The following is a 24,283-nucleotide window of genomic DNA, read 5'->3' as shown; positions in this document are numbered from 1 at the left end:
GTGGAGCATCGGTTCTGGTGTGCTGGTCGCATGACAAGCACCTCATCCGCCTCCGGCCGGCTGCGCCGGATGACCGCACGCAGCCCCTCGGAGCAACATCGTGCGTCGACCCCGCTGGAGTTGCTCTTCGATCTCTGTTTTGTGGTGGCTGTCGCGCAGTCCGGTGTCCAGCTGGTGCACTTCGTCGCCGAAGGGCAGCAGGCCGAGGGCGTCATCAACTTCGCGATGATCTTCTTCGCGACCTGGTGGGCATGGATGAACTTCACCTGGTTCGCCTCCGCGTACGACAACGACGACGTCGTCTACCGCCTCGTCACCCTGATCCAGATCGCGGGCGTACTGATCATGGCCGCGGGGATCTCCCGGGCCGCCGTGGACCACGACTTCGCGGTCTGCGTCCTCGGCTACCTGGTGATGCGCTTCGCCATGTGCACGCAGTGGCTGCGCGTCGCGCTGTCCACCGAGGGCACGGAGCGGCGGATGGCCCTGCGTTATCTGGGCGGGGTGCTCGCCTGCCAGGCCGGGTGGACGGCGCTGCTCTGGCTGCCCTCGGGCATCCGGCCCTGGGTGTTCGTGCCGATGGTCCTCGCCGAGCTCGCCGTGCCGGCCTTCGCCGAACGCCTGCGCCCCACCACCTGGCATCCCGACCACATCGCCGAGCGGTACGGCCTCTTCACCATCATCGTGCTCGGTGAGTCGATCGCCGCGGCCACCGTGGCCGTGAAGTCGGCCCTGGAGGAGCACGACGCCCTGGGCGATCTGCTGCCGATCGCCGCCGGTGGTCTGCTGATCGTCTTCGCAGCCTGGTGGATCTACTTCGCGGTCCCCATCCAGCAGCATCTGGCCTCCAACCGGCAGAGCTTCGTCTGGGGTTACGGCCACTACCTGGTCTTCACCTCGGCTGCGGCGATCGGGGCGGGCATCGAGGTGGCGGTCGAGGAGGCGGTGGGCAAGTCGCACATCTCGACGAGCGCCGCGTCGGCGGCCGTGACCATTCCCGCCGCGGTCTTCATGCTCATGCTGTGGTCGCTGCACGCGCGCCACTTCAAGCGCGGGCTCGCCGAGCAGCTGACGCTGCCCCTCGCATCGGTGGCTCTCCTCGCCTGCACCTTCACCGGGCCGCTCGCGGTGCTGTGGGCGGGAGTGGTCGCAACGGTGACGGTGGCGGCCGGAACCGCACTCAACTCCCGGCGGAATCGCGCCGGATCATGACCGGGCCTCTGATCCCATGGGGTCATGACATCAGCAGACGCATCCATGCCCGCACGGCCCGGCGCACTGACCGATGTGGCCGGCCTCCGGGTCGGTCACGCACAGGTACCCGGAGACCGTGCCCTGAGCGGCACCACCGTCGTGCTGGCACCTCCTGGCGGCGCGGTCGCCGCAGTGGATGTACGCGGCGGCGGGCCGGGCACCCGGGAGACGGACGCCCTCGACCCCCGCAACCTGGTGCAGCGGGTGGACGCCGTGGTCCTCACCGGAGGCAGCGCCTACGGGCTGGACTCCGCGTCCGGGGTGATGGCCTGGCTCGAGGAACAGGGCCGCGGCTTCCAGGTGGGCCCCGACCCCGCGCAGGTCGTTCCGGTGGTCCCGGCCGCCTGCGTCTTCGATCTGGGTCGCGGCGGCGACTGGCGGGCCAGGCCCGGCGCGGCGACGGGCCGTGCGGCTGTGGAGGCCGCCGCGCGTACGGTCTCCGGCGCGCCGGTCGAGGAGGGCAACACCGGGGCCGGCACCGGTGCGGTCGCCGGCGGACTCAAGGGCGGCATCGGAACGGCGAGCATCACCCTCCCCTCCGGAATCGTCGTGGGCGCCCTTGCCGTGGTCAACGCCGTCGGCTCGCCCATCGATCCGCTGACCGGGGTGTTCTACGGCGAATACGGCTCCGGCCGGCCCGCGTATCCGGATCCGGCCGTCCACGAGGCGGCACAGCGGCGGCTGGCCGAAGCCCGGGGGCGCAACGCACTCCCCCCGCTGAACACCACCATCGCCGTGGTGGCCACCGATGCGGAACTGACCCGCGCGCAGGCGCAGAAGCTCGCCGGTACGGCCCACGACGGCCTCGCCCGTGCCGTACGCCCCGTCCATCTGCTGCATGACGGAGACACCGTCTTCGCTCTGTCGACCGGTACCGGGCCACTGCCGGACCTGGGGTCGCTCAATGACATCCTGGCCGCGGGCGCGGACGCACTGAGCCGGGCGGTGGTGCGCGCCGTGCGGGCCGCGGAGTCCGTCGACGGCCCCGGCGGCAGCTTCCCCGCCCATCGCGATCTGTACCGTTCTGACACTCCATCTACTGACTTGCCGGACAAGTGAGTTGGTCCTGTTCCCGGGAACTTTCCGAGCAGCCCCGACGTTTTGCCGAACGAAGGCCCCGTTGTCAGACCCAGGGACTACGTTGAGTCCCAACCTCATGACTTGCCGCAACGGCCTGGAGAGACCTTGAGCGATCCGCACGAGACGGCCGAGGAGCACCTCGCACGACTCCTCGGCCGCGCCCTGAACTCCTTCGAGCTGCCCGACACCTCCGTCGAGCGGCTCGGCTCCGCACTCGCACACAGCAGTGCGCTGCACTCCTCGCACCACAGCTCGGGCGCCGGGCTGCACCGCGAGACCTACCGGCACACCTTCCTCCTTGCCGACGGAAGCGACCTGACCCTGTGGGAGCTGGTGTACGAGACCGGCGGTGGCAGCGGTCCGCAGCACGAGCTGTACATGGCCGAGGAGGAAGCCCGCCGTGCGGTCACCCGGATCCGCGGGGCGGACGCCGCCGAGATGTTCCCCGATGACGACACGCAGTGCGACTTCGAGATCCTGAGTGCCCTGCGGAGCGCCCCCGCCGCCGCGGCCCGCACCTACGTCCCCGACCGCTCGGCCGACCACGCCCGCCGGCTGCTGCGCCGGGCCGAGAACCCTGATCGGCCCGGGGAGAGCACGGCCCGGCTGCTGCGTTCCGCGTTCGCCCATCAGATCAGCCAGGCCTTCGGCAGCCAGTGCCGCTTCGACATCGGCCAGAACGCCGGCTTCACGCTCTACGAACACGCCTTTCTGCTGGTCGACGGCAAGGAGATCAGTCTCTGGGAGGTCGAGCACACCGCGACACCTGACGGCCGCCACATGTGCGAGGTCTACGACTCCCGCAGCGCCGCCCACCATGCGATGGAGATCCGCGCCCAGGTGCGCTGAGCCCGGTCCGCCAGGCCCGCGGAACAACCCCCGGGCCCGGCCCACCCGCCTTCCCGGCTCCTCGCCTGCGGGAGTTCACGGCCTGGTGAGCCCGGGCGGACCGCCGACCGTCATCGGGCGGGCCGTCAGGCAGCCACCGGAACCGCCGCCGTGTCCTCGGCGGCGTCCGCTCGGGCCGGGGACGGCGCCTCCCCGTCCGTCCTGCGCATCCCCTTGAGCAGGATCACCAGGCCCGCCGACACCGCGGTACCGGCAGCGATGGCGAGAAGGCAGAGGAACGGGCTGCCGATCAGGGGGATCACGAAGACCCCTCCGTGCGGGGCCCGCAGCGTGCAGCCGAAGGCCATCGACAGCGCGCCGGTCACCGCACCGCCCGCCATGGACGCGGGGATCACCCGCAGTGGATCGGCCGCGGCGAACGGGATCGCCCCTTCGGTGATGAAGGAGGCACCCAGCACCCAGGCGGCCTTGCCGTTCTCGCGTTCGGTCCTGGTGAAAAGCCGTCCGCGCACCGTGGTCGCCAGGGCCATCGCGAGCGGTGGCACCATGCCGGCGGCCATCGTGGCGGCCATCACCTTGAGGCTGCCGTCGGTCGGATTGGCCAGACCGCCGACGGCGAACGCGTACGCGACCTTGTTGAGCGGGCCGCCCAGGTCGAAGCACATCATCAGGCCCAGGACGACACCGAGAATGACCGCGTTGGCGCCGGAGAGGCCGTTCAGCCAGTCGGTGAGTGCTCGCTGGAGGGAAGCGATGGGCTTCCCGACCACCAGGAACATCAGGAATCCGACGACCGCCGACGAGATCAGCGGGATCACGACCACCGGCATGATGCCGCGCAGTACGGCGGGCACCCGCACCCGCTGGACGGCCATCACCACGCCGCCCGCGATCAGTCCGGCCGCGAGACCGCCCAGGAAGCCCGCGTTGATGGTGAGGGCGATGGAACCGCCGACGAAACCGGGGACAAGACCCGGCCGGTCCGCCATCCCATAGGCGATGAACCCCGCGAGGACCGGCACCAGGAAGGCGAAGGCGAGGCTGCCCGTCTGGAACAGCAGCGCGGCCCAGCTGGTGTGGTCGGTCCAGACGAAGTGCTCGGCCACCGAGGGCGCCTTGTTGATGGTGTATCCGCCGACGGCGAACCCGATGGCGATCAGCAGGCCGCCGGCCGCCACGAACGGGACCATGTAACTGACCCCGGACATCAGCCACTTGCGGAGCCTGGTGCCATAGCCCTCGCCGGCTTCCCCCGTCCTGTCCACGGGCGGCACAGCACCCGGCGCTGAGATCTCGCCGCGCTCCGACTTTCCCCGTGCCTCGGTGATGAGCTCACCGGGACGGTTGATGCCGGCCTTCACTCCGACGTCCACGGCCGGCTTCCCGCCGAAGCGTTCCTTCTCCCGTACGGGGACGTCATGGGCGAAGATCACGGCATCGGCGGCGGCGATGACGGCAGGGGCGAGGCGGGTGAAACCGGCGGACCCCTGGGTCTCGACGACGAGTTCGACGTCCGCGTCGCGGGCGGCGTTCCGCAGCGACTCGGCGGCCATATAGGTGTGGGCGATGCCGGTGGGACACGAGGTGACGGCGACGATACGGAACGGGGCGGGGGGTGCCTCTTCCGCTTCACCCGGCTCCGCAGCCCGGTCCGCCCCCGCCGAGGCATCACCCGGGGCCGGGGCCGCTTCCACCGAGGCGTCACTCCTGGCCGGGCCCGCTTCCACCGAGGCGTCGCCCCGGATCAGCGCCGCAGCCGTGTCCGCGTCCCCTGCTGCCCGCAGCGCGGCGGTGAACTCGGCGTTCATCAGCTGCCGGGCAAGTGAGGACAGGATCGCCAGATGGGCGTCGTCCGCACCGGCCGGGGCGGCGATCAGGAAGATCAGGTCAGCCGGGCCGTCAGTGGCGCCGAAGTCGATGCCATCGGCGCTGCGGCCGAACGCCAGGGTCGGTTCGGTGACATGGGCGCTGCGGCAGTGCGGGATGCCGATGCCACCGTCCAGGCCGGTGGGCATCTGCGCCTCGCGGGCCGCCACATCGGCGAGGAAGCCGTCGAGGTCGGTGACCCTGCCGATGGCCACCATCCGCTCGGCCAGCGATCGGGCTGCCGTTTCCTTGGTGTCCGCTGCCAGGCCGAGGTCGACCAGGTCCGCGGTGATCATGTCGCTCATCGGGGGCTCCCTTGCTCCGTCAGTACGCGGTCCAGCGGTATCTCCGCGGTCACGGTGACCGCGGAGGCATCCAGGTCCTGTGGGGCCGGCATCACGCTGCCGGGCAGTTGCACGGCTGCCGACCCATGGGCGACCGCCGACCGGAGGGCTTCCGGTCCCGCGCCTCCCGCGGCCAGGAATCCGGCCAGCGAGGCGTCACCGGCGCCGACATTGCTCCGTACCGCGGCGACCGGAGCCGATCCGAAGTACACGCCCGACTCCATGACAAGCAGCTGCCCGTCCGGGCCGAGGCTGGCCAGCACCGCGCCCGCCCCGAGGTCCCGCAGCTCTCCCGCCGCCTTGAGCGCGTCGCCGACCGTGGCGAGGGGGCGGCCGACGGCCTGGGCGAGTTCGCCGGCGTTGGGCTTGACGACATCGGGGCGCTCGCGCAGCGCCGCGAGCAGTGACGGTCCTGATGTGTCGAGCGCGATGCGCTTTCCCGCGCGGTGCGCGCGGGCCACCAGCTCCGCGTACCAGGCGGGTGCGAGGCCGGGCGGGAGGCTGCCGCAGCAGGCGATCCAGTCCGCGTCGCCGGCGTGGGCACGGATCGCGGCGAGCAGCGACTCCGCTTCGGCGGCAGAGAGTTCGGGCCCCGGGGCGTTGATCTTGGTGAGCGTGCCGTCGGGTTCCGCGACCGAGATGTTGGAGCGGGTGTGTCCGGCCACCGGGACCGGGGCCACCGCGATGCCCTCGGCCACCAGCAGTTCGGCGATCGCGGCTCCGGGCGCCCCGCCGAGCGGCAGCACGGCGACCGTACGGTGGCCGGCCGCCGCGACGGCCCGCGAGACGTTGACGCCCTTGCCGCCGGGGTCCATCCGCTCGGCGGTGGCACGCAGCACCTCGCCCCGCTCCAGGGCCGGGACCTCGTAGGTCCGGTCGAGCGAGGGGTTGGGGGTGACGGTGAGGATCATGCGCGGACGACCTCCGTACCGGCCGCCTCGATACGGGCCGCGTCATCGGGGCTGAGCCCGGTGTCGGTGATGAGCAGATCGACGCCGCTGAGGTCGGCGAAGCGGGCGAAGTGCTCCTGGCCGTACTTCGCCGAGTCGGCGAGCAGCACGACGCGGCGGGCAGCCGCGGCGACCGCGCGTTTGACCGCGGCCTCGGCGAGGTCGGGGGTGGTCAGTCCGGAACCGGGTGCGAAGCCGTTCGCGCCGAGGAAGGCGACGTCGGCGCGGATCTCGCCGTATGCCCGGAGCGCCCAGGCGTCTACGGCGGCCCGGGTGCGGTGGCGGACCCGGCCGCCGACCAGGTGGAGGTCGATGCCGGGATGGTCGGCCAGACGCGCGGCCACCGGCAGGGCGTGGGTGACGACGGTCAGCCCGCACTCGAGCGGAACGGCGTTCGCCAGCCGCGCGACGGTGGAGCCCGCGTCGAGGATGACGCTGCCCTCCGCGGGCAGTTCGGCGAGGGCGGCGTGCGCGATCCGGTCCTTCTCGTCCGCGGCCGTCGACTCCCGTTCGGCCAGATCGGGCTCGAAGTCGAGCCGCCCCGCGGGGATGGCCCCGCCGTGCACCCGTCGCAGCAGGCCGGCCCGGTCGAGGGCCTTGAGGTCGCGGCGTACGGTCTCGGCGGTGACCTGGAACCCGTCGGCGAGCGAGAGGACGTCGACGCGGCCGCTGTCGCGGGCGAGGCGGAGGATCTCCTGCTGACGCTCCGGTGCGTACATGTGGGTTTACATCCGTTCAATGCCCGAACCTGTGGTTTCGCCGACACATTACGAGGTCACTTTCGGAATGTAAACAGATTCGGGCATTACCGGGCCTGCCCGGGCAGCCGCAGTGCTCGCCCCGTCTCCCCGCCCGATCCCTCCACGCCCGCTCCCTCCCGGGCCACACACGAAGCGGCGCCCGTACCGGGCGAACCGGCACGGGCGCCGCCCGGCGGAGCTCTCGCGGCAGAGCTCTCAGGGCGCGAGCGCCGGCTCGCTCACAGCCGGCCCGTCGTCGAAGACGGCCGCCTCGCCCTCGGCGCCCACCCGCGGCCGCTTCGGCAGCGCGAACATCAGCAGGAAGATGACGCCGAGAACCGCGACGACCCACCACAGCGAGTGCATGAACGCATCGGCGAATGCGCCTCCCACCTGCGACGGGGCCAGCCGGTCGCTGATCGAGCCGAAGAAGACCACCGACACCAGGCCGAGTCCCAGCGCATTGCCCATCTGCTGGACGGTGTTGATCAGGCCGGACGCCGACCCCGCGTGCTCCTTCGGAACGTCGGAGAGGACGGCGTCCGTCAGCGGCGCGACGATCAGGCCCATACCCAGGCCCATCACGGTCAGCGGCAGTGCCATCTGCCAGGGCGCGATGTCCGCGCCGTACCGGCCTGCCTCCCAGATGTAGATCAGCAGCCCGGCCATCATCGTCAGCGCGCCCGCCTGCAACACCTTCCGGCCGAAGCGCGGCACCAGCTTCTGCACCGAGAGGCCGGCCGCGACGGATACCGCGATGGAGAACGGAATGCCCGTGGTGCCCGCCTTCAGCGGACTCCAGCCGAGACCGAGCTGCATGTACAGCGTCCAGACCAGGAAGAAGATGCCGAGCGCCACACCGAAGGTGGTCTGGACGGCGATACCCGCGGCGAAGCTCTTGGCCCGGAAGAGCGAGAGTTCCACCAGCGGCGAGCCGTCCTTGCGGGCCTTCCGCTTCTCGTACCCGACCAGCGCGGCGAAGACCACGACACTGCCCGCCATCGAGAGGTGACCCCAGAGCGGCCAGCCGAGCTCACGGCCGCGGGTGAGCGGGTAGAGCAGCATCAGCAGACCGAGGGTGACCAGCGCGACGCCGACCAGGTCGAGCTTCAGGGCCCTGGGAGCCTTCGACTCCCCGATGAACCTGCGTCCGAGGATCAATCCCGCGATGCCCACCGGCAGATTGATCAGGAAGATCGGGCGCCACTCGAGACCTGCGATGTTCCACTCCGTGAGCAGCGCGCCGAGCAGCGGGCCGGTCACCGCCCCCAGACCGACGATCGCGCCGAAGAGTCCGAAGACCTTGCCCCGCTCCTCAGCGGGGAAGGTCGCGTGCACGATCGACAGGACCTGCGGCACCATCATCGCGGCCATGGCGCCCTGCAGGATGCGGGAGGCGACCAGCATCTCCGGATTGGCGGCGAAACCGCAGAGCGCGGATGCCAGGGTGAACCCCGCGATGCCCACGAGGAAGAGCTTCTTCCGTCCGTGGATGTCGCCGAGCCGGCCGCCCGTGATCAACCCGGCGGCGAAGGCCAGGGCATATCCCGCGGTGATCCACTGGATCTGGCTGAAGGAGGCCCCGGCGTCCTTCTGGATGGAGGGGATCGCGATGTTCACGATCGTCACATCGACGAGGTCCATAAAGGCCGCCGTCATCACGATGGCGAGCGCGAACCACCGCCGGCGGTCCGACTGCAGCACGGTCTGCTCGGGTGTTGAGGTCATGGCTCCACGCTAGACGGCATGTAGGTCGGATCGCGTCCTAGTTGACCGGCATCCTGGATGACATGACGGACACTCCGGCACGGCTGCTGCAACTGCTCTCGCTGCTCCAGACTCCGCGTGAATGGCCGGGCGGTGAACTCGCGGACCGGCTGGCGGTCAGCCGCCGCACCATCCGGCGCGATATCGACCGGCTGCGCGACCTCGGCTATCCGGTGCAGGCGACCATGGGGGCCGAAGGGGGCTACCGGCTCGTCGCGGGGAAGGCCATGCCCCCGCTTGTCCTCGACGACGAGGAGGCGGTGGCCATCGCGGTCGGGCTGCGCGCCGGGGCCGGACACGCGGTCGAGGGCATCGAGGAGGCCTCGGTGCGGGCCCTTGCCAAGCTGGAGCAGGTGCTGCCCTCCCGGCTGCGTCACCGGGTCGCCACCCTCCAGGCCGCGACCATCCCGCTGACCAGTGGCGACGGAGCGACCATCGATCCGGGCACGCTGACGGTGATCGCGGGTGCGGTCATCGGTCCCGAGCGGCTGCGTTTCGGCTACCGGGCGGGGGACGGCCGGGAGACCAGGCGTCTCGCCGAACCGTACCGGCTGGTGTCCACCGGGCGGCGCTGGTACCTGGTCGCCTACGACATGGACCGCGAGGACTGGCGCACCTTCCGGGTCGACCGGATCAGTGAGCCCCTCGCCACCGGGGCGCGTTTCACGCCCCGCGAGCTGCCGACGGGGGACGCCGCCGAGTTCGTCACCCGGTCGATGTCGCGGCGGCAGCCGTCGGTGGACCTCGACGTCACCTTCGAGGCCCCCGCGGAGTTCGTGGCGGCCCGGCTGCCGAAGTCGATGGCCGCGCCGCAGCCGCTGGGCGAACGCCGCTGCCGGCTGCGCACCACGGCGGCCGACTCCGTGGAATGGCTGGCAGTGCGGCTCGCCCTGGTGGACGCCGAGTTCACCGTCCACCAGCCTTCGCACCTGGTCGGCCATCTGGCCGAGCTGGGCTCACGGCTCACCAGGGCGACGGCACAAGGAACCCCCTGACACGGGGGGGTGTGTCGGGGGGTTCCGGTTCGCAGGGTCGTGCACGGTGCCGGGCGGCGGCGTCACGCCGCCGCGTCGAAGCCCGTGTCGTGCGCCATCTTCTTCAGTTCGAGCAGGGCATGCTTCTCGATCTGACGGATCCGCTCGCGGGTGAGGCCGTGCTCCTTGCCGACCTCGGTCAGCGTCCGCTCCCGGCCGTCCTCGATACCGAAACGCATCTTGATGATCGAGGCGGTCCGGTGGTCGAGCTTGCCTATGAGGTCGTCGAGCTCCTCGCTGCGCAGCAGCGTCATGACGGACTGCTCGGGGGACACCGCCGATGTGTCCTCGAGCAGGTCGCCGAACTGGGTCTCGCCCTGGTCGTCCACCGGCATGTTCAGGCTGACCGGGTCACGCGCCCAGTCCAGTACGTCGCTCACCCGCTCGGGCTTGGCGTCCAGCTCGGCTGCGATCTCGGAGTGCTCCGGGTCGCGGCCGTGCTCGCGGTTGAACTCACGCTGCACACGGCGGATACGGCCGAGCTCCTCCACCAGGTGGACAGGAAGCCTGATCGTGCGGGACTGGTCCGCTATCGACCTGGTGATGGCCTGCCTGATCCACCAGGTCGCGTAGGTCGAGAACTTGAAGCCCTTGGCGTAGTCGAACTTCTCGACCGCACGCACCAGACCCGCGTTGCCCTCCTGGATCAGGTCGAGCAACGGCAGTCCGGCACGCGGATACCGCCGGGCGACGGCCACCACGAGCCGCAGGTTGGACCGGATGAAGACATCCTTGGCCCGGTCACTGGCGGAAACCAGCGCCTCCAGCTCCTCACGGGAGGCACCACCCGCCTTGCTCTGCACAGAACCGTCGAGAATCTGCTGGGCGTACACCCCGGCCTCGATGTCCTGCGACAGCTCGACCTCCTTGGCTGCGTCGAGCAGCGGGGTACGGGCGATTTCGTCGAGATACATGCCGACCAGGTCGCGGTCGGCGATCTCGCCGCCTACGGCGCGAACGCTGCTTGCCCGGTCGGAACGACGGGCGACGGCACGGGTTGCCATGCGTGCTCCCTAACGTGAGTAACGTGATGAGGTCGCGAATCAGTGGCTCATGTGATGCAGAACACTCTCCCGAGTGCCCTCCATCTGATGGAAACAACGACTGGAATCCGGACAGAATTCCCCTGATACGGCTTGATTTTCGTGATCATGCAGTACCCTGTCCGCCCGCCGAAGGAGATCAAATGTTGTCGGAACGGACAGACGTGCAGGTCAGACCAGGCAGGGAAGGTGATCTCACTGCCCTCACCGACCTCTACAACCACTACGTCCGTGAGACCGCCATCACATTCGACACTCAGGTCTTCACCCCTGAGCAACGCCTTCCCTGGCTGCTCTCCCATCCCGAAGACGGCGCGCACCGCCTCCTGGTTGCTCAGGACGTACCGTCTGCCCGGATTTTCGGCTACGCAACCAGCAGCGCCTTCCGGCCGAAGGCCGCGTACGCCACCTCGGTGGAAGTCAGCGTCTACTGCGCGCCGGACGCGGCGGGCCGGGGCATGGGCACGCAGCTCTACACCGCGCTCTTCGAGGAACTGCGGAAGGAGGACGTGCACCGCGCGTACGCCGGCATCACCATGCCCAACGAGGCGTCGGTCCGGCTGCACTCCCGCTTCGGCTTCACTCCGGTGGGCACGTACCGCGAGGTGGGCCGGAAATTCGGCGTCTACCACGACGTCGCCTGGTACGAGAAGAACCTCCGGGACCGGGCCGGGATCTAGCAGGCCGGCCGGGAACAGCGGGAGGGCCGGGCCGCCGGACCGCCGGAAACGCCTACCCGAATTGAAGCGATCGCTTCGCCAGGCCCATCCAGAACCCGTCGATCACATCGCGCCGTTCCTCCGCCCCGTCCCCGGATGCTCCGAGCGTCACGAACAGCGGGGCGAAGTGCTCGGTGCGGGGATGGGCCAGGCGTCCCGCCGGGGACCTGCGCTCGAAGTCGAGCAGCGCGTCGATGTCCCGCGCCTCCAGCGCCTCCCTCCCCCAGGCGTCGAACTCCGCTGACCAGCCGGGCACTTGCCCGCCGGCATGCCGCAGTGCGGCCAGGTTGTGAGTGAAGAATCCGCTGCCGACGATCAGTACGCCCTCGTCGCGCAGCGGGGCCAGCCTGCGACCGATCCCGAGCAGTTTCTGCGGATCCAGCGTCGGCATGGAGATCTGGAGTACCGGGATGTCCGCGTCCGGGAACATCTCCACCAGCGGAACGTACGCCCCGTGGTCGAGCCCCCGGTCCGGGACGTCCTGGACCGGGGTGCCGGCACCCCCCAGCAACTTCCGGACACTGTCGGCGAGTCGGGGCGCGCCCGGGGCCTCGTAGCGCACCTGGTAGTAGTGCTCGGGGAAGCCCCGGAAGTCGTACACCAGAGGTGCCGCCGCAGTCGCGCCGAGCGCGAGCGGGGCCTCCTCCCAGTGCGCGGAGACCATCAGGATCGCCTTCGGGCGCGGCAGCCCGGCGGCCCAGGCCGCGAGCTGGCCCGGCCAGACCGGGTCGTCGGCGAGCGGCGGCGCGCCGTGGGAGAGGTAGAGGGCAGGCATGCGCTCCGCGGGAACGACGGTCATGGCGGCAACTCCAGCACTTGAAGTCTCAAGCTTTCTCTTCGACCCTAGCTCCATCTAGTTTAACTTTCAAGAAATGGCTAGAATGGGGTCCATGACCACGGCAGCAGACCCCGGACCCCCACGCTGGCTCTCCGACGACGAGCAGCGCGTCTGGCGCTCGTATCTCCATGCGACCACGCTGCTGGACGACCACCTCGACCGCCAGCTGCAGCGTGACGCGGGGATGCCACACCTCTACTACGGACTGCTGGTCAAGCTCGCCCAGGCACCTGGCCGTCGGCTGCGGATGACCGAACTCGCCATGGACGCCAAGATCACCCGGTCCCGGCTCTCGCACGCGATCGCCAGGCTGGAGAAGAACGGCTGGGTGCGCCGGGAGGACTGCCCGTCCGACAAGCGCGGTCAGAACGCCGTACTGACACCCGAGGGCCTGGCGGTGCTCGAGCGGACCGCGCCCGGTCATGTCGCCGCCGTGCGTCAGGCACTCTTCGACCGGCTCTCCCCCGAACAGGCCGGGCAGCTCGGCGAGATCATGCGGCTGCTCGCCGAGGGGCTCCAGCCGGAGGACGCGGACGCGGATCTGCCCTGGCTCCGCTGATCGCGGAGCCAGGGCAGACCGTGGCGGATCCTCAGTGGTCGGTGACAGCGGCGCGGCGCGTCAGTGCGCGACCACCGGAATCTGGATCTCGTCCTCGATCCCCTCGCCGTCGGCGGTGCCGGAGACGGCGCCCGGCCCCGATGTCGCCATCGAGGGACGCCCGGCGTTGATGAACGTCAGAGCGATCGTGGAGGCGACCGCGAGGATGCCCACCGCGACCCAGATGGCGTTGGTGTAGCCGTGCACCAGTGCCTGTGCCTGGAGCAGCTTGGGATTGACACCCGAAGCGGCGTGACCGGCGACGTACGCGGTGGTGGCGGAGGCGGCGATGGTGTTCAGCAGCGCCGTACCGATCGCACCGCCCACCTGCTGCGATGTGTTGACCATCGCGGAGGCGACACCGGCGTCACGCGGTGCGATGCCGTAGGTGGCGAGTGACATGGCCGGCATGAACGCCGTACCCATACCGAGGCCCAGCAGCAGCATGCCCGGCAGGATCCCCGTGGTGTAGGAGGAGTCGACCTCGAGCTGGGTCAGCAGCAGCATGCCCACGGCCGCGAGGGCGAAGCCGGGACCCATCAGCAGGCGGGCCGGCACCCGGTTCATCAGCCGTGCACCGATCTGCGTCGAGCCGGTGATCATGGCCGCCACCATGGGAAGGAAGGCGAAGCCGGTCTTGACGGCCGAGTACCCCTGAACGACCTGGAGGTAGTACGTCAGGAAGAGGAAGAGCCCGAACATACCGATGATGGCGAGACCCAGCGACAGGTAGATACCGCCGCGGTTGCGGTCGGCGACCACCCGCAGGGGCAGCAGCGGCGCCCTGACCCTGGACTCGACCAGCACGAAGGTCGCCAGCAGCACGACGGATGCCACGAACAGGCCGATGGTGAGCGGGTCGGACCAGCCGTTCGACTCGGCGCGGGTGAAGCCGTACACCAGCGACACCAGGCCCAGCGTGGAGAGAACGACGCCGGGGATGTCCAGCGGGGAGCGGTTGCGGCCGCCCGCCGGCTCTCGGATCACGAAGTGCGCGCCCAGCGCGGCGACCACGGCGAACGGGATGTTGACGAAGAAGGTCCAGCGCCAGTTCAGGTACTCGGTGAGGAATCCGCCGAGCAGCAGGCCGACGGCGCCACCGCCACCGGCGATCGCACCGAAGATACCGAAGGCCTTGGCGCGCTCCTTGGCGTCGGTGAAGGTGACCGCGAGCAGCGACAGCGCGGCCGGCGCGAGCAGCGCACCGAAGACGCCCTGCGCGGCACGGGAGCTGAGCAGCATCGCCTCGTTGGCAGCGGCACCACCGACGGCGGACGCGGCGGCGAAGCCGATGAGTCCGACGACAAAGGTGCGCTTGCGGCCCCACAGGTCGCCGATCCGGCCGCCGAAGAGCAGCAGTCCGCCGAAGGCGAGTGCATAGGCCGTGATGACCCACTGCTTGTTGGCGTCCGATATGCCCAGGTCGGCCTGGGCGTGCGGCAGGGCGATGTTCACGATGGTCGCGTCGAGCACGACCATCAGCTGGGCCAGCGCGATGAAGACCAGCGCTCTCCAGCGATTCGGATCAGGGAGTGATATGTCGGCAGTTTTTGACATGGCGGGAGCCACCTAGGTGTGCAGGAGGAACAGAACGGTCGGAAGAATGAGGGTGTGGGTCAGCCGTTACGACTGATCACATGCGGGACGTCGCAGATCTTCGAAGGTCGCCGGTGACCCCGGAAGCACGCTCCGCGCCGGGGTCTGAAGCCCGTCGAGGAACAGCTGAAGATGACGGTGGACAAAGCGGTCGAGGCCCAGGCAGGAGCTGCCGGGCAAGGGCCGGGTGAGCTGGGACAGGGCTACGAACAGGTCTCCGACCGCGACGTCGGAGCGCAGCTGCCCTTCGTTGCGCGCCCGGTTCATGAGGCCCTCCACGGCCTCCTCGAGCCGGTCACGCTCTGCCATGATCTGCGGGTCGTTGCGGTCGAAGCCGTCGGCGAGCATCGGGCACAGGGCACCGATCTTCTCGTCAGCCGCGGCGTGCACGAACCGGCGGAGCGCGGCGAAACCGTCGGGCTCCTCGGCGATCGCCGCGTCCACCTGGTCCGCTACGCGGGCCATGACGGAAAGGGCGACCTGCCGGAAGAGGTCGATGCGGTCGGGGAAGTGACGGTAGAGCGTGGCATTGCCGACGCCGGCCCGGCGGGCGATCTCGTCGAGCGGCACATCAGGTCCGTGCTCCACGAAGATCTCACGCGCGGCCGATACGATCCGCTCCCGGTTGCGCAGGGCATCGGCCCTGGGGCGCGGCCGGGCGGCGGTGGCGGTGTCCACGGCGTCCGCTTCCTTCCCTCGGTAGTCGGGTCCGCGGCCTTCGGCGGCCTGCGGCATTCGGTCTCGCGAACCGGGGAGCATCTCCCCGGTTCGCTGTAACAACGGTTCAAACGGGGAAAGCGTCCCCCGTTATTTCCCCCAGTCGATGTGACCTGCATCACAGCAAATGTGCCCGAAAACCCCACGATCGGCCCACCCACCGCGCGCCCGGGCCGCCGCCGACACAGGGTGATCGAACGAGCGCAGCAAGGAAACGCCGGCTGCCGCGGCCCGAAGGCGAAGGCATGCACCTGACCCGCCGCCGGACACGGGGCTCACGGACAAACGGCATGCGGCGGAACACCGCCCGAACGGAAGGCGCCAGGACCGGGCGCCCTCGGATACGTGGTTCCGGACGGCCGCTGGCGGTCGCCGCCCTCTGCGCCCTCGCGCTGGCCGCTCTCACCTCCGCGGGCACCTCGCTCAGCCTCAGGCGCCCTCCCGGCGGACCCTCCGCGGAGGCCGGTCTCCACCACACGGACCGGACAGGCTCCGAACTGGCGCTCGGCCCCTGCCGCATCGGCGGCTCGATGGGTGTCCAGATGTCCGAAGGGCTGCCCACCGCACCCGGCTACGCTCGCCCGTCCGGCCGGGTGCGGGCCCTGACCCTCATGATCGACTTCCCGGACGCGCCGGGCAAGGGCTCCGCGATGAGCCGGTTCGACGAGTTCTTCCCGCAGACCTCCGACTGGTACCGCAGGAGCTCCTACGGCCGGCTCGACTACCGCCCCGACGCGCCGGTCAAGCACTGGCTGCGGATGCCGATCCCGTTCGCCGGATACGGCATAGAGAGGGGCTCGCCCTACAACCCCGGCTATCACCGCCTCGCCGACGACATCGCGGCGGCCGCCGACAGCCGGGTCGACTTCCGCAAATACGACCTGATCAACGTGCTCGCCACCTCCAACGCCGGCCCCTCCGCGCTGGACACCGTGCTCTCCGTGACGTTCTCGGGAAACGACGAGGCCCCGGTAGCCGACGGCGTACCGCTCGCCAACATGTCCTTCATCTACAGCCGCCAGGACGACGGATCGGGCTCGTACGCACACACCGGGTACCGGGTACTGCCGCACGAGAACGGGCACACCTTCGGCCTGCCCGACCTCTACACCTCGGGAGGCGGCGGCGCGGTCGGGCACTGGGACATCATGTCCGAGGACTGGGGCGCCAACAACGACATGCTGGGCTGGCACAAATGGAAGCTCGGATGGCTCGACGACCGCCAGATCAGCTGTGCGTCGGCGCCCGGCGTCCATGACGCCGTGCTGTCCCCGCTGGCCGAGCCGGGCGGGGTCAAGCTGGTGGTGGTCCCGCTTTCCGATTCCTCGGGCTACATCGCCGAGGTCCGTACCCACGCGGGCAACGACGAAGCGGTCTGCCGGCCGGGCGTACTGATCTACCGCGTGGACGGCGACGTCGACACCGGGCAGGGGCCGGTGTCGGTCAAGGACAGCACCCCGGACAGCGGCGGCTGCACCCTGAGCCCGAATGTGCAGGCCGAACTGTCCGACGCGACGTACACCGTGGGCCAGTCGTTCACCGACCAGGCCCACGGACTGCGTATCGCCGTGGCCGCGAAGGACAGTTCGGGCAACTACCGGGTGCGGGTCACCCGGTCCTGAACCGGACCGCGCAGCTGCCGCTTCAGCACCTTGCCGGTCGCGTTGCGGGGCAGCGGCTCGTCCCTCACCACCACATGGGCCGGCACCTTGAAGGCGGCCAGCGTCGCCGCCACATGTGCCCGCAGCTCCTCGGGAGTGACCGCGGCGCCGTCCCTGAGCTGCACGACAGCGGCCACCTCCTCGCCGAGCACCGGATGCGCCACTCCGAGGACCGCCGCGTCGAGTACATCCGGGTGGTCGTGCAGCACGGCCTCGACCTCGACGCAGTACACGTTCTCGCCGCCGCGGATCACCATGTCCTTGATCCGGTCGACGACGCTGATCCGGCCCCCACGGACGGTCGCCAGATCCCCGGTCCTGAACCAGCCCTGCTGGAAAGCGGCCGCGGTGGCCTTGGGATCATTCCAGTAGCCGCGGACCAGCGCCTGCCCGCGCAGCCACAGTTCGCCGATCTCCCCTTCGGGCAGCGGCTCACCGGCGGCCCCCGCGATCCGCACCTCGGTGGCGGGCGTGGGCCGGCCGACGCTCTCCGGGTGCGCCCGGTACTCCGCACCGAAAATGGCCAGCACACCTCCGCTGGTCTCGGTCAGGCCGTATCCGTTGCGGGGCTCGATGCGGTCGCCGTACCGGGCGGTGAGCCGGGCGACGAGATCGGGAGGGGCGGCGGCCCCGCCGGTGTTGAGCATCGCCAGGCTCTCCAGACCGTCCCCTCGCTGTTCGGCCGCCGCGAGCAGTTGCAGCGCGGTGGACGGAACGCCCGCGTAGTAGGAGACGCCGTGGGCGCGGATGGCGTCCAGTGCCTTGTCCGCGTCCCACTTGTGCAGCAGCACCAGCGTGCCACCGGCCGCCATCGCCGAGTACACGCTGGTGAAGGCGGCCACATGGAAGAACGGGAACGTCATCAGCGCGACCGGGGCGGGCCCCTGGCCGGGAATCACCCCGCGCTCGAGTGCGGAGGCCGCCGCGAAGTACCGCGGATTCAGCATCGCGCCCACCTGCGCCAGATGGGTGGCAACCGCGCCCTTGGGGCGCCCCGTGGTGCCCGATGTGTAGATGATCGTGGCGTCGTCCTCCGGCCTGACCTCGACATCGGGCGGAGCGGCCAGCGGATCGGCGGCCGGCCGCTGCTCCCACCGTTCGACCCGCTCACCCGCGTCCCCCTCATGGTGGAAGGTGACGATCCAGGGCCGCCCGTCCCGGTGCCCGTCCTGCTGCCGCACCCAGGGCTCCACCCGCCCCAGCCGCTCACCGTCGACCAGCAGCACCCGCGGTGCACAGTCGTCGAGCGCGTAGGTGAACTCGTCCTCCGTCCACCAGGCGTTCAGCGGTACGGCGACCAGCCCGGCCAGCTGCGCCGCCCAGAAGGCGATCTGCCACTCCGGGTGGTTGCGCATCGCGATGACTGCCCGGTCCCCCGGCCTCAGTCCGTGGACCTCGGTGAACCGGCAGGCGAGCGCGGAGGCTTCCGCGAAGAACTCGCCGTAGGTGTACGTGGCGCTCTCGGCGACGAGGAACGGCTGGTCCCCGAAGGCCCAGACCGCCTCGACGAACTCTCTCAGGGTGCGCGGCCCGCTCTCGAACACCGGGGAGCCGTCCTCGGCCTCCACCACGGCGAAAGGCGCACCGGGGGCACAGAGAACGGCCTCGACGCCAGAGGGCTCGGTCCTGCCGGCGAGGCCGGCGCTGCCGGAGAGATGGCTGGTGCCGGAGTCACCACTGGTGCGGAAGTCACCACTGGTGCCGGCAGGATCGCCGGTACTGGAGGGTTCGCGGATACCGGAGGGATCAGCGATACCGGAGGGGCCCCCGGTGCTGGAGGGATCGGTCTGCGGCACTGGAGACCCTTTCTAAGCGCTTGCTCAGTCCCTTTGGACGCTATGCCTCCCGCTCCACCCGGGTCAAGATTCCGATTCCGGACTCATCGGCCGGTCCGGATCACCGGCTGAGCGTCGCCAGCACGACCTTGCCGCCGTCCGCCCCGGCCCGCACGGCGACCGTACGGGCGAGCCGCTGCACCATGGGCCAGCCGAAGCCGCCGGTACGTCCGGTCAGATCGGGGGTACGGTCCTGCGGCTGGACGGGGCTGAGATCGGCGACGGCCACCTCGAGGGTCCGCCGCCCCGCACTGAGCCGCATCAGGGTCACCCCGCCCGCGTGCCGCAGCGCATTGGTGACGAGCTCCGAGACCAGCAGCACCAGGTTCTGGACGGTGTGCGCGGGCGGGGCAGGGGACAGCTCCGCGACAAACCCGGCCACCGCGTCCCTCGCTTCCGCCGCCAGTACCGGGCGACAGGTCCAGTCGACGGAAGGCGTCCTTTCCAGAACTCCGCCGTCCCGGCCTTCCCAGATTTCCTGGTGATCGAACTCGTCGCGCATGTGAATCGCCCCCGTGGATCCGGAGTAATTTACTTTCCCTATCGCCCGGACGCCTACCCGGTGAAGGCCGGTCCACCACCCGGAACCGACCATTCACCCGCACGATGATCCGGCGCATGATCCGCAAAAGCCGGGGCACCCGGAATTTCGGCCGGACACCTGCCGGACACCTGGTCGAGCGGAGGAAGATTCCCATGGGTCCTGTTCTTCTCGTTCTGCTCCTCGCTCTGATTCTTTTCGGCGCCGGTTTCGCGCTGAAGGCCCTGTGGTGGATAGCCGTCCTGGTGCTCGTCGCGTGGCTGCTGGGCTTCGTGATTCACCCGGCGGGAGGCCCGGGCCGCAAGGGCCGCTGGTATCGCTGGTAGCCGCACCACGAGGCGCCGACTACGCGGATCGCATGGGATGAACCATGACAGAACGTGGGATAATACCCCACTTTCATTCCGTCAGGATTGAAGGCGGAAGGCCGGGGCAGGAGCCGATCTGAACGGGGTCCGTACTTGGGGAGGCTGAACACCATGATGTCGATGTCCGCGCCTACTGCGACGGTCGAGTCGGGACCTGCTTCGACGGCGTCCGGGACGTCAACGCTGCCGGAGACGGACGGACTTCCCTGGATCGAGGACGCCGGCAAGATCGCCCCCAAGGACGCTCGGGCCCTCTCCAAGACCTTCTTCGATCAGCTGCAGGTCCTCGAAGAGGGCACGCATGAATACCAGTACGCGCGAAACACCCTTATCGAGATGAACCTTTCGCTGGTCCGGTTCGCGGCAAACCGCTTCCGCCACCGTGGCACCGGCGAGATGGAAGACATCATCCAGGTCGGCACCATCGGCCTCATCAAGGCCATCGACCGTTTCGATCTCTCCCGGGAAGTCGAATTCACCACGTTCGCCATTCCGTACATCGTCGGTGAGATCAAGCGATTCTTCCGTGACACCAGCTGGGCCGTTCACGTTCCCCGCAGGCTTCAGGAACTGCGGGTGGAGATCGCCAAGGGCAAGGAGCACCTGGCGGTCGTCCTGGACCGCGACCCGACGGTTTCCGAGCTCGCGGAGCACCTGAAGCTGACCGAGGACGAGATCATCGAGGGCATCGTCGCGAGCAACGGCTACACGGCCGGCTCCCTGGACATGCCGAGCGACTCGGGCGACAGCCAGTCACCGAAGAGCGGCCGCACCTTCGCCGACGTGCTGGGTGAGCCCGACCCGGCGATGGAGACCGTCGAGGACCTGCACGCCCTGGCCCCACTGATCGAGCAGCTCGACGCCCGTGAACGCCGGATCGTGGAGATGCGCTTCGGCGAGGAGCTGACCCAGTCCCAGATCGGCGAGCAGCTCGGCATCTCCCAGATGCACGTCTCGCGCCTGCTGGCCCGCATTCTGCAGCGGCTGCGCACCGGGATGCTGGTCGAGGACTGATCTCCGGCCGGGCCACCGGCCACCAGGCCCGGGTAGCCGACCGGCACCCGGGCCTGAGCGCGAAGTCGGCGGCCGGGAATCGCTCCCGCGCCCGCCACCGCATACTCCCGGCCTGGCCACCAGCCCACCCGCTACACTGTTTCCGGCGGCAACCCCTGAGGTTGCGCGCCGGACAAACAGATCCCGCCTTCGTAGCTCAGGGGATAGAGCACCGCTCTCCTAAAGCGGGTGTCGCAGGTTCGAATCCTGCCGGGGGCACAAGCGAAAAGACCCCCAGCCGATCGTGGCTGGGGGTCTTTGCCATCTACGGCTGACATCAACGGGCATGGTCACTCACGACCGAGGACGCCTCGTGAGCAGCCGGTCCATGTGGCTGATGGCTTCGCGCTGGGTGTCCTGCACCACGGGCGTGTACACGTCCATGGTGATGCTGATCTGGCCTGTGTCCCAGGATCTCCATCACGACGCGAGGCGCCACCCCGGCCGCGGTGAGAATGGTCGCGCAGCCGTGCCGTGCGTCGTGCAGCCGGATGACACGGAGGCCGGCGGATTCCGCGATGCGGGTGAAGGAGCGGTAGACGTTGCGCGGCTCGACGGCGTGGCCGGTGCGGGTGGCGAAGACGTGTCCACTCTCCTGCCACCTCTCCCCGCTCGCCTTTTCGCCTCCATCTGCCGCATCCGGGGCCAGCGCAGCGGAGCAACGCACATGGCGGACAGCGGGACGGCCCGGCGACGGCGTCTCTGGGGATCGTCGTCGTAGAGGACGCCACGTCGCCGTTGGGTCTGCTGGCGGACGTAGGGAACGCGGTGCTCAAGGTCCAGGTCAGTCCATCGGAGTCCGACGATCTCACCCCGGCGCAGGCCCATGGTGATGGCGAGGACGAAGGCCGCATAGAGCGGATCCGTCCGGGCGGCGGCGAGGAAATCGAGCGTCTCCTCAAGCGTCCAGGGGTTCAGCTCACGGGACTTGGCACGCGGAGGCTCAACGAGGCTGGCCACGTTCCGGCTGATCAGTTCCTCACGGCAGGCAGCCGTCAGAGACGTGCGGAGTACCCGATGCGACCCTTTGGCCGTAGCTGCGGTGGTCTTCTTCTCCAGCGGCACCAGGAAGCGCCGTACATCAGCGACGCCCAGCGATTCGAGCCGCTTGGTCCCGATCATCGGCACGAGGTAGAGGCGTACGTGCGCCTCGTACTTGTCGTACGTGCTGAGCTTGCGGCGCGGTTTGATCACGTTGTCCAGCCAGTACGGCAGCCAGTCAGCGAGCTTGGCGGAGTGAGTCGGTACCGGAATACCGCTTCACTGACGGCGACTCCCCCGGTGCCCTTGCACGCAGGGCACTTCGGCGTGCGCTTGCGGATGGTCTTCCGAGCGGTCATGACGTCCTCCTTGTGACAAGGCAGGGGTAGGGACTTGGCGCGAAGGCGGTCGCGCCGACCGTGGGGCGGGGAGTGGTCAGGCCGTGGAGGGCGAGGTCGCCGGGGCCGGGGACTTGCCCAGGGACACGCGAGCGAGGACCGCTGGGCCGACCGGCCGGAGGAGCCGTTGGAGGCCTGCCCGATGCCCGAGCTGTTCCGCTGACATCCAACGCTGGCGCCGCCATCGCCGTACCAGCCGCCTCGGCGCCCGCGGCCGTCCCTGGTCAGCGAAGTCACGATCGGAGAGTCTGGGAGCATGCTGCTGCCGCTAACCCATGGGAAGACTGAGCTCATCGAGGTCGTCCGCATCACCGACCCCGTCAGGCACCTCAGTTCGGAGAACCTAGCCGGAGACACTGCCGCGATCTGGGAGGGAGACCAAGCCCAGCAGGCCCTGTCCCTGATCGCCGACCTACCAGGAAGTGAGCCGTACCGCTGCTTTCTCCCAGGCTGGGGAATCCGGGCGCACAGCTCCACCGATCAGCTCTTTGAGATCGCCTTCTGCTTCCGCTGTCACGGTGCCCGTATCTGGGGGCCGGGTCTTCCTCTCGAACAACAAGGCCAGACCTTCGACGCAGAGAGCCCTGACGCACTTGAACTGCTCCACCGATTCCGCTCCTGCCTGCCGGGCTGATGAACAGGTCTCGGCAGCTTCGGGACGAAGAGGCCGCCGTGCCACAGCCGTGCCAGAAGCAGGGGTCAGCAGCGGTCAACAAGGGTGGCTAGCAGGTGCATCCGTGCCCGCTAGCTCGACCAGCGAAGCCGCAGGTCACCTGCCGTACAGCCCCGCCTCTCTCCTAAAGCGGGTGTCGCAGGTTCGAATCCTTCCGGGGGCACAAGGAAAAAGACCCCCAGCCGATCGTGGCTGGGGGTCTTTGCCATCTACAGCTGACATCAAAGGCGACGGTCAGGGACAATCCCAGGCGCTATTTGAGCACCGATCCATGTGGCTGATCGCCTCGCGCTGAGTGTCCTGCTCGACGTGCGTGTAGACGTCCATGGTGAAGGACCGACCCCGGTCACCCGCATCGCCGGCGCTCCGTACGAGAGCGCCGCGTACCGTCTCCTGCCGTGTGGCCTTCACCAAAGAAGGCCCATGACCGCGTTACCTAGACAAGGGATTACTCATGGAGATGAGCTCTGGCCGACGTCTGGCAAAGGCTGGTGTGATCGCTGTGTGTGCTGCCGCTCTTGCGGCGTGCGGGACATCCTCGCGTTCCTACAACGTGTCGGGAGCTCCGGGGGGTGCCACTGCCGGGTGCTCCAGTCTGGTGAGCAAGGCGCCGCAGAAGCTGGGGGGCCATGAGCGTAACGATTCCGGCCAGGAGGGAACGGCCGTGTGGGGGGACGGTGATGTGGTTCTCCGCTGCGGGAATATCTCGGACGTCCCGGAGTCGGCTCCGTGCACGTCGGTGAAGGGGGTCGACTGGGTCGTGAACGCGAAGAAGACCCACGACGGAGTGAAGACGGTTCTGTCGTACGGGCGTAGTCCTGCTGCCGAGGTCACGGTGTCGGAGCGCGTCAAGGACAAGGACGCCGTCATCGGTGAGATGTCCGGGATCGTGGCGGGGCTGGCTAAGCAGAAGGAGTGCGCGGTGCGGGGCTGAGCCTCCGCGGCCTGGGCTCCTGAAGTAGCCCTGGAGGACAGGATGTCCGAAGGTCCGATGGTCGCCGGCGCGGCCAGGACGTAGCAATAAGTGGAACGTGCGTGCGGGTGCCGTCAGCGGTTTCTCATCCAGGCCGTGCCGGGCGACGTTCAGCGTGAAGAGCCGGTCCGGACGCTGCCCCTTGCGGCGTACGACGTCTTGCGCCGCATGACTGGGATCACCTGTCCATCCTGGCTTCAGTGGGGACATGCGCGCGGCACGTCGCGCCGGGAGCACAGGCCCCCAACCGATCATGGCTGGGGTTTTTGACATCCCGTCCTGACGTCAGCGAGTGGGGTGAGTTGCCGCTGAGAAACTGCCTCGCGATGGGCGCGAGATCGTCTTTCCGGGCATTGGTAGAAGCTTTCTCTACAGGTTCGAGGGCTCGCTCCGCTCGCGCCTGCC

The 24,283-nt window shown here is 69.4% G+C and carries 21 protein-coding genes, 1 tRNA gene and 1 pseudogene; 12 read left to right on the top strand and 11 right to left on the bottom strand.

From position 1 onward, the window contains the following. Positions 1-30: 30 nt before the first annotated feature. The 3 genes from OHS16_RS18150 to OHS16_RS18140 all read left to right on the top strand — a co-directional run bounded on the left by OHS16_RS18150 (position 31) and on the right by OHS16_RS18140 (position 3,183). Positions 31-1,212: a low temperature requirement protein A gene (locus OHS16_RS18150; RefSeq protein ID WP_328538257.1), complete on the top strand. Its 1,182-nt coding sequence runs from the start codon at positions 31-33 to the stop codon at positions 1,210-1,212. A gap of 24 nt (positions 1,213-1,236) precedes the next feature. After that, the gene (locus OHS16_RS18145) at positions 1,237-2,313 is read left to right on the top strand and encodes a P1 family peptidase (RefSeq protein ID WP_328538256.1); all 1,077 of its coding nucleotides are present in this window, start codon (positions 1,237-1,239) and stop codon (positions 2,311-2,313) included. A 126-nt stretch (positions 2,314-2,439) separates the two neighbouring features. Next, positions 2,440-3,183: a DUF6227 family protein gene (locus OHS16_RS18140; protein WP_328538255.1), complete on the top strand. Its 744-nt coding sequence runs from the start codon at positions 2,440-2,442 to the stop codon at positions 3,181-3,183. Between the two features lie 125 nt (positions 3,184-3,308). Here the strand turns inward: OHS16_RS18140 and OHS16_RS18135 are convergent, their stop codons facing one another. The 4 genes from OHS16_RS18135 to OHS16_RS18120 form a co-directional block, all read right to left on the bottom strand. Continuing rightward, positions 3,309-5,354, bottom strand: coding sequence for a PTS fructose transporter subunit IIABC (locus OHS16_RS18135; RefSeq protein ID WP_328538254.1), 2,046 nt, complete (start codon positions 5,352-5,354; stop codon positions 3,309-3,311). Then, a complete protein-coding gene (gene pfkB / locus OHS16_RS18130; RefSeq protein WP_328538253.1) occupies positions 5,351-6,304 on the bottom strand; it encodes a 1-phosphofructokinase in 954 nt (317 codons plus the stop codon). Before pfkB ends, OHS16_RS18135 begins: the two co-directional genes overlap by 4 nt. Continuing rightward, the gene (locus tag OHS16_RS18125; protein WP_328538252.1) at positions 6,301-7,062 is read right to left on the bottom strand and encodes a DeoR/GlpR family DNA-binding transcription regulator; all 762 of its coding nucleotides are present in this window, start codon (positions 7,060-7,062) and stop codon (positions 6,301-6,303) included. Before OHS16_RS18125 ends, pfkB begins: the two co-directional genes overlap by 4 nt. Positions 7,063-7,299: 237 nt before the next feature. Then, complete coding sequence (locus tag OHS16_RS18120; protein ID WP_328538251.1) at positions 7,300-8,811, bottom strand: MFS transporter; 1,512 nt, start codon at positions 8,809-8,811, stop codon at positions 7,300-7,302. A gap of 62 nt (positions 8,812-8,873) precedes the next feature. Between OHS16_RS18120 and OHS16_RS18115 the strand changes: the two genes are divergently transcribed. Then, complete coding sequence (locus OHS16_RS18115; RefSeq protein WP_328538250.1) at positions 8,874-9,845, top strand: helix-turn-helix transcriptional regulator; 972 nt, start codon at positions 8,874-8,876, stop codon at positions 9,843-9,845. A gap of 62 nt (positions 9,846-9,907) precedes the next feature. On the opposite strand, the gene OHS16_RS18110 is transcribed toward OHS16_RS18115, so the two are convergent. Then, a complete protein-coding gene (locus OHS16_RS18110; RefSeq protein WP_328538249.1) occupies positions 9,908-10,888 on the bottom strand; it encodes a sigma-70 family RNA polymerase sigma factor in 981 nt (326 codons plus the stop codon). 182 nt (positions 10,889-11,070) lie between these two features. Between OHS16_RS18110 and OHS16_RS18105 the strand changes: the two genes are divergently transcribed. Then, positions 11,071-11,607, top strand: a complete 537-nt coding sequence (locus OHS16_RS18105) for a GNAT family N-acetyltransferase (RefSeq protein WP_328538248.1) — start codon at positions 11,071-11,073, stop codon at positions 11,605-11,607. 52 nt (positions 11,608-11,659) lie between these two features. On the opposite strand, the gene OHS16_RS18100 is transcribed toward OHS16_RS18105, so the two are convergent. After that, positions 11,660-12,445: a dioxygenase family protein gene (locus OHS16_RS18100; RefSeq protein ID WP_328538247.1), complete on the bottom strand. Its 786-nt coding sequence runs from the start codon at positions 12,443-12,445 to the stop codon at positions 11,660-11,662. An 82-nt stretch (positions 12,446-12,527) separates the two neighbouring features. Between OHS16_RS18100 and OHS16_RS18095 the strand changes: the two genes are divergently transcribed. Then, on the top strand, positions 12,528-13,043 hold the full coding sequence (locus OHS16_RS18095; protein WP_443042778.1) for a MarR family winged helix-turn-helix transcriptional regulator: 516 nt from the start codon (positions 12,528-12,530) through the stop codon (positions 13,041-13,043). A 60-nt stretch (positions 13,044-13,103) separates the two neighbouring features. Here OHS16_RS18095 and OHS16_RS18090 read toward each other — a convergent pair whose 3' ends face one another. After that, positions 13,104-14,639, bottom strand: a complete 1,536-nt coding sequence (locus tag OHS16_RS18090; protein ID WP_328538245.1) for an MFS transporter — start codon at positions 14,637-14,639, stop codon at positions 13,104-13,106. 66 nt (positions 14,640-14,705) lie between these two features. Further along, positions 14,706-15,413, bottom strand: coding sequence for a TetR/AcrR family transcriptional regulator (locus tag OHS16_RS18085; RefSeq protein WP_443042644.1), 708 nt, complete (start codon positions 15,411-15,413; stop codon positions 14,706-14,708). Between the two features lie 272 nt (positions 15,414-15,685). Here OHS16_RS18085 and OHS16_RS18080 point away from each other — a divergent pair, with 272 nt between their 5' ends. After that, positions 15,686-17,017: a M6 family metalloprotease domain-containing protein gene (locus tag OHS16_RS18080; protein WP_328538243.1), complete on the top strand. Its 1,332-nt coding sequence runs from the start codon at positions 15,686-15,688 to the stop codon at positions 17,015-17,017. On the opposite strand, the gene OHS16_RS18075 is transcribed toward OHS16_RS18080, so the two are convergent. Together OHS16_RS18075 and OHS16_RS18070 are read right to left on the bottom strand one after the other, a co-directional pair. Further along, positions 16,990-18,627 (bottom strand): class I adenylate-forming enzyme family protein, encoded by a 1,638-nt coding sequence (locus tag OHS16_RS18075; protein WP_328540891.1) that lies wholly within the window; start codon positions 18,625-18,627, stop codon positions 16,990-16,992. The genes OHS16_RS18080 and OHS16_RS18075 overlap by 28 nt on opposite strands. Positions 18,628-18,952: 325 nt before the next feature. After that, positions 18,953-19,393 carry an ATP-binding protein gene (locus OHS16_RS18070; protein ID WP_328538242.1) on the bottom strand — a complete coding sequence of 147 codons (441 nt, stop codon included), beginning with the start codon at positions 19,391-19,393 and terminating at the stop codon, positions 18,953-18,955. A 194-nt stretch (positions 19,394-19,587) separates the two neighbouring features. Here OHS16_RS18070 and OHS16_RS18065 point away from each other — a divergent pair, with 194 nt between their 5' ends. The 3 genes from OHS16_RS18065 to OHS16_RS18055 all read left to right on the top strand — a co-directional run bounded on the left by OHS16_RS18065 (position 19,588) and on the right by OHS16_RS18055 (position 21,072). Further along, positions 19,588-19,758, top strand: a complete 171-nt coding sequence (locus OHS16_RS18065; RefSeq protein ID WP_328540890.1) for a DUF5670 family protein — start codon at positions 19,588-19,590, stop codon at positions 19,756-19,758. Between the two features lie 162 nt (positions 19,759-19,920). Beyond that, a complete protein-coding gene (locus OHS16_RS18060) occupies positions 19,921-20,814 on the top strand; it encodes an RNA polymerase sigma factor SigF (RefSeq protein WP_328538241.1) in 894 nt (297 codons plus the stop codon). 185 nt (positions 20,815-20,999) lie between these two features. Next, positions 21,000-21,072 (top strand) — tRNA-Arg (locus tag OHS16_RS18055). 75 nt (positions 21,073-21,147) lie between these two features. Here OHS16_RS18055 and OHS16_RS18050 read toward each other — a convergent pair. Continuing rightward, positions 21,148-22,110: pseudogene (locus OHS16_RS18050) on the bottom strand (tyrosine-type recombinase/integrase); the annotation flags it as partial. 378 nt (positions 22,111-22,488) lie between these two features. On the opposite strand from OHS16_RS18050, the gene OHS16_RS18045 reads away from it, so the two are divergent. Together OHS16_RS18045 and OHS16_RS18040 are read left to right on the top strand one after the other, a co-directional pair. Continuing rightward, a complete protein-coding gene (locus OHS16_RS18045) occupies positions 22,489-22,866 on the top strand; it encodes a hypothetical protein (protein ID WP_328538240.1) in 378 nt (125 codons plus the stop codon). A gap of 493 nt (positions 22,867-23,359) precedes the next feature. Continuing rightward, complete coding sequence (locus tag OHS16_RS18040) at positions 23,360-23,839, top strand: DUF3515 family protein (RefSeq protein WP_328538239.1); 480 nt, start codon at positions 23,360-23,362, stop codon at positions 23,837-23,839. Positions 23,840-24,283: the final 444 nt, after the last annotated feature.

Origin of the sequence: Streptomyces sp. NBC_00344 (assembly GCF_036088315.1) — a bacterium.
Taxonomy (GTDB): Bacteria; Actinomycetota; Actinomycetes; order Streptomycetales; family Streptomycetaceae; genus Streptomyces.
The sequence above is the reverse complement of the archived record's forward strand: the minus strand, read 5'-3'. Positions and strand labels throughout refer to the sequence as shown.

Excerpts from the sequence above, each read along its gene's own strand:
- OHS16_RS18065 (WP_328540890.1), top strand. The coding sequence starts at position 19,588 with ATGGGTCCTGTTCTTCTCGTTCTGCTCCTCGCTCTGATTCTTTTCGGC.
- OHS16_RS18120 (WP_328538251.1), bottom strand. The coding sequence starts at position 8,811 with ATGACCTCAACACCCGAGCAGACCGTGCTGCAGTCGGACCGCCGGCGG.
- OHS16_RS18080 (WP_328538243.1), top strand. The coding sequence starts at position 15,686 with ATGCGGCGGAACACCGCCCGAACGGAAGGCGCCAGGACCGGGCGCCCT.
- OHS16_RS18115 (WP_328538250.1), top strand. The coding sequence starts at position 8,874 with ATGACGGACACTCCGGCACGGCTGCTGCAACTGCTCTCGCTGCTCCAG.
- OHS16_RS18085 (WP_443042644.1), bottom strand. The coding sequence starts at position 15,413 with ATGCCGCAGGCCGCCGAAGGCCGCGGACCCGACTACCGAGGGAAGGAA.
- OHS16_RS18125 (WP_328538252.1), bottom strand. The coding sequence starts at position 7,062 with ATGTACGCACCGGAGCGTCAGCAGGAGATCCTCCGCCTCGCCCGCGAC.
- pfkB (WP_328538253.1), bottom strand. The coding sequence starts at position 6,304 with ATGATCCTCACCGTCACCCCCAACCCCTCGCTCGACCGGACCTACGAG.
- OHS16_RS18110 (WP_328538249.1), bottom strand. The coding sequence starts at position 10,888 with ATGGCAACCCGTGCCGTCGCCCGTCGTTCCGACCGGGCAAGCAGCGTT.
- OHS16_RS18150 (WP_328538257.1), top strand. The coding sequence starts at position 31 with ATGACAAGCACCTCATCCGCCTCCGGCCGGCTGCGCCGGATGACCGCA.
- OHS16_RS18095 (WP_443042778.1), top strand. The coding sequence starts at position 12,528 with ATGGGGTCCATGACCACGGCAGCAGACCCCGGACCCCCACGCTGGCTC.
- OHS16_RS18135 (WP_328538254.1), bottom strand. The coding sequence starts at position 5,354 with ATGAGCGACATGATCACCGCGGACCTGGTCGACCTCGGCCTGGCAGCG.
- OHS16_RS18105 (WP_328538248.1), top strand. The coding sequence starts at position 11,071 with ATGTTGTCGGAACGGACAGACGTGCAGGTCAGACCAGGCAGGGAAGGT.
- OHS16_RS18045 (WP_328538240.1), top strand. The coding sequence starts at position 22,489 with ATGCTGCTGCCGCTAACCCATGGGAAGACTGAGCTCATCGAGGTCGTC.
- OHS16_RS18100 (WP_328538247.1), bottom strand. The coding sequence starts at position 12,445 with ATGACCGTCGTTCCCGCGGAGCGCATGCCTGCCCTCTACCTCTCCCAC.
- OHS16_RS18040 (WP_328538239.1), top strand. The coding sequence starts at position 23,360 with ATGGAGATGAGCTCTGGCCGACGTCTGGCAAAGGCTGGTGTGATCGCT.
- OHS16_RS18070 (WP_328538242.1), bottom strand. The coding sequence starts at position 19,393 with ATGCGCGACGAGTTCGATCACCAGGAAATCTGGGAAGGCCGGGACGGC.
- OHS16_RS18145 (WP_328538256.1), top strand. The coding sequence starts at position 1,237 with ATGACATCAGCAGACGCATCCATGCCCGCACGGCCCGGCGCACTGACC.
- OHS16_RS18060 (WP_328538241.1), top strand. The coding sequence starts at position 19,921 with ATGTCCGCGCCTACTGCGACGGTCGAGTCGGGACCTGCTTCGACGGCG.
- OHS16_RS18090 (WP_328538245.1), bottom strand. The coding sequence starts at position 14,639 with ATGTCAAAAACTGCCGACATATCACTCCCTGATCCGAATCGCTGGAGA.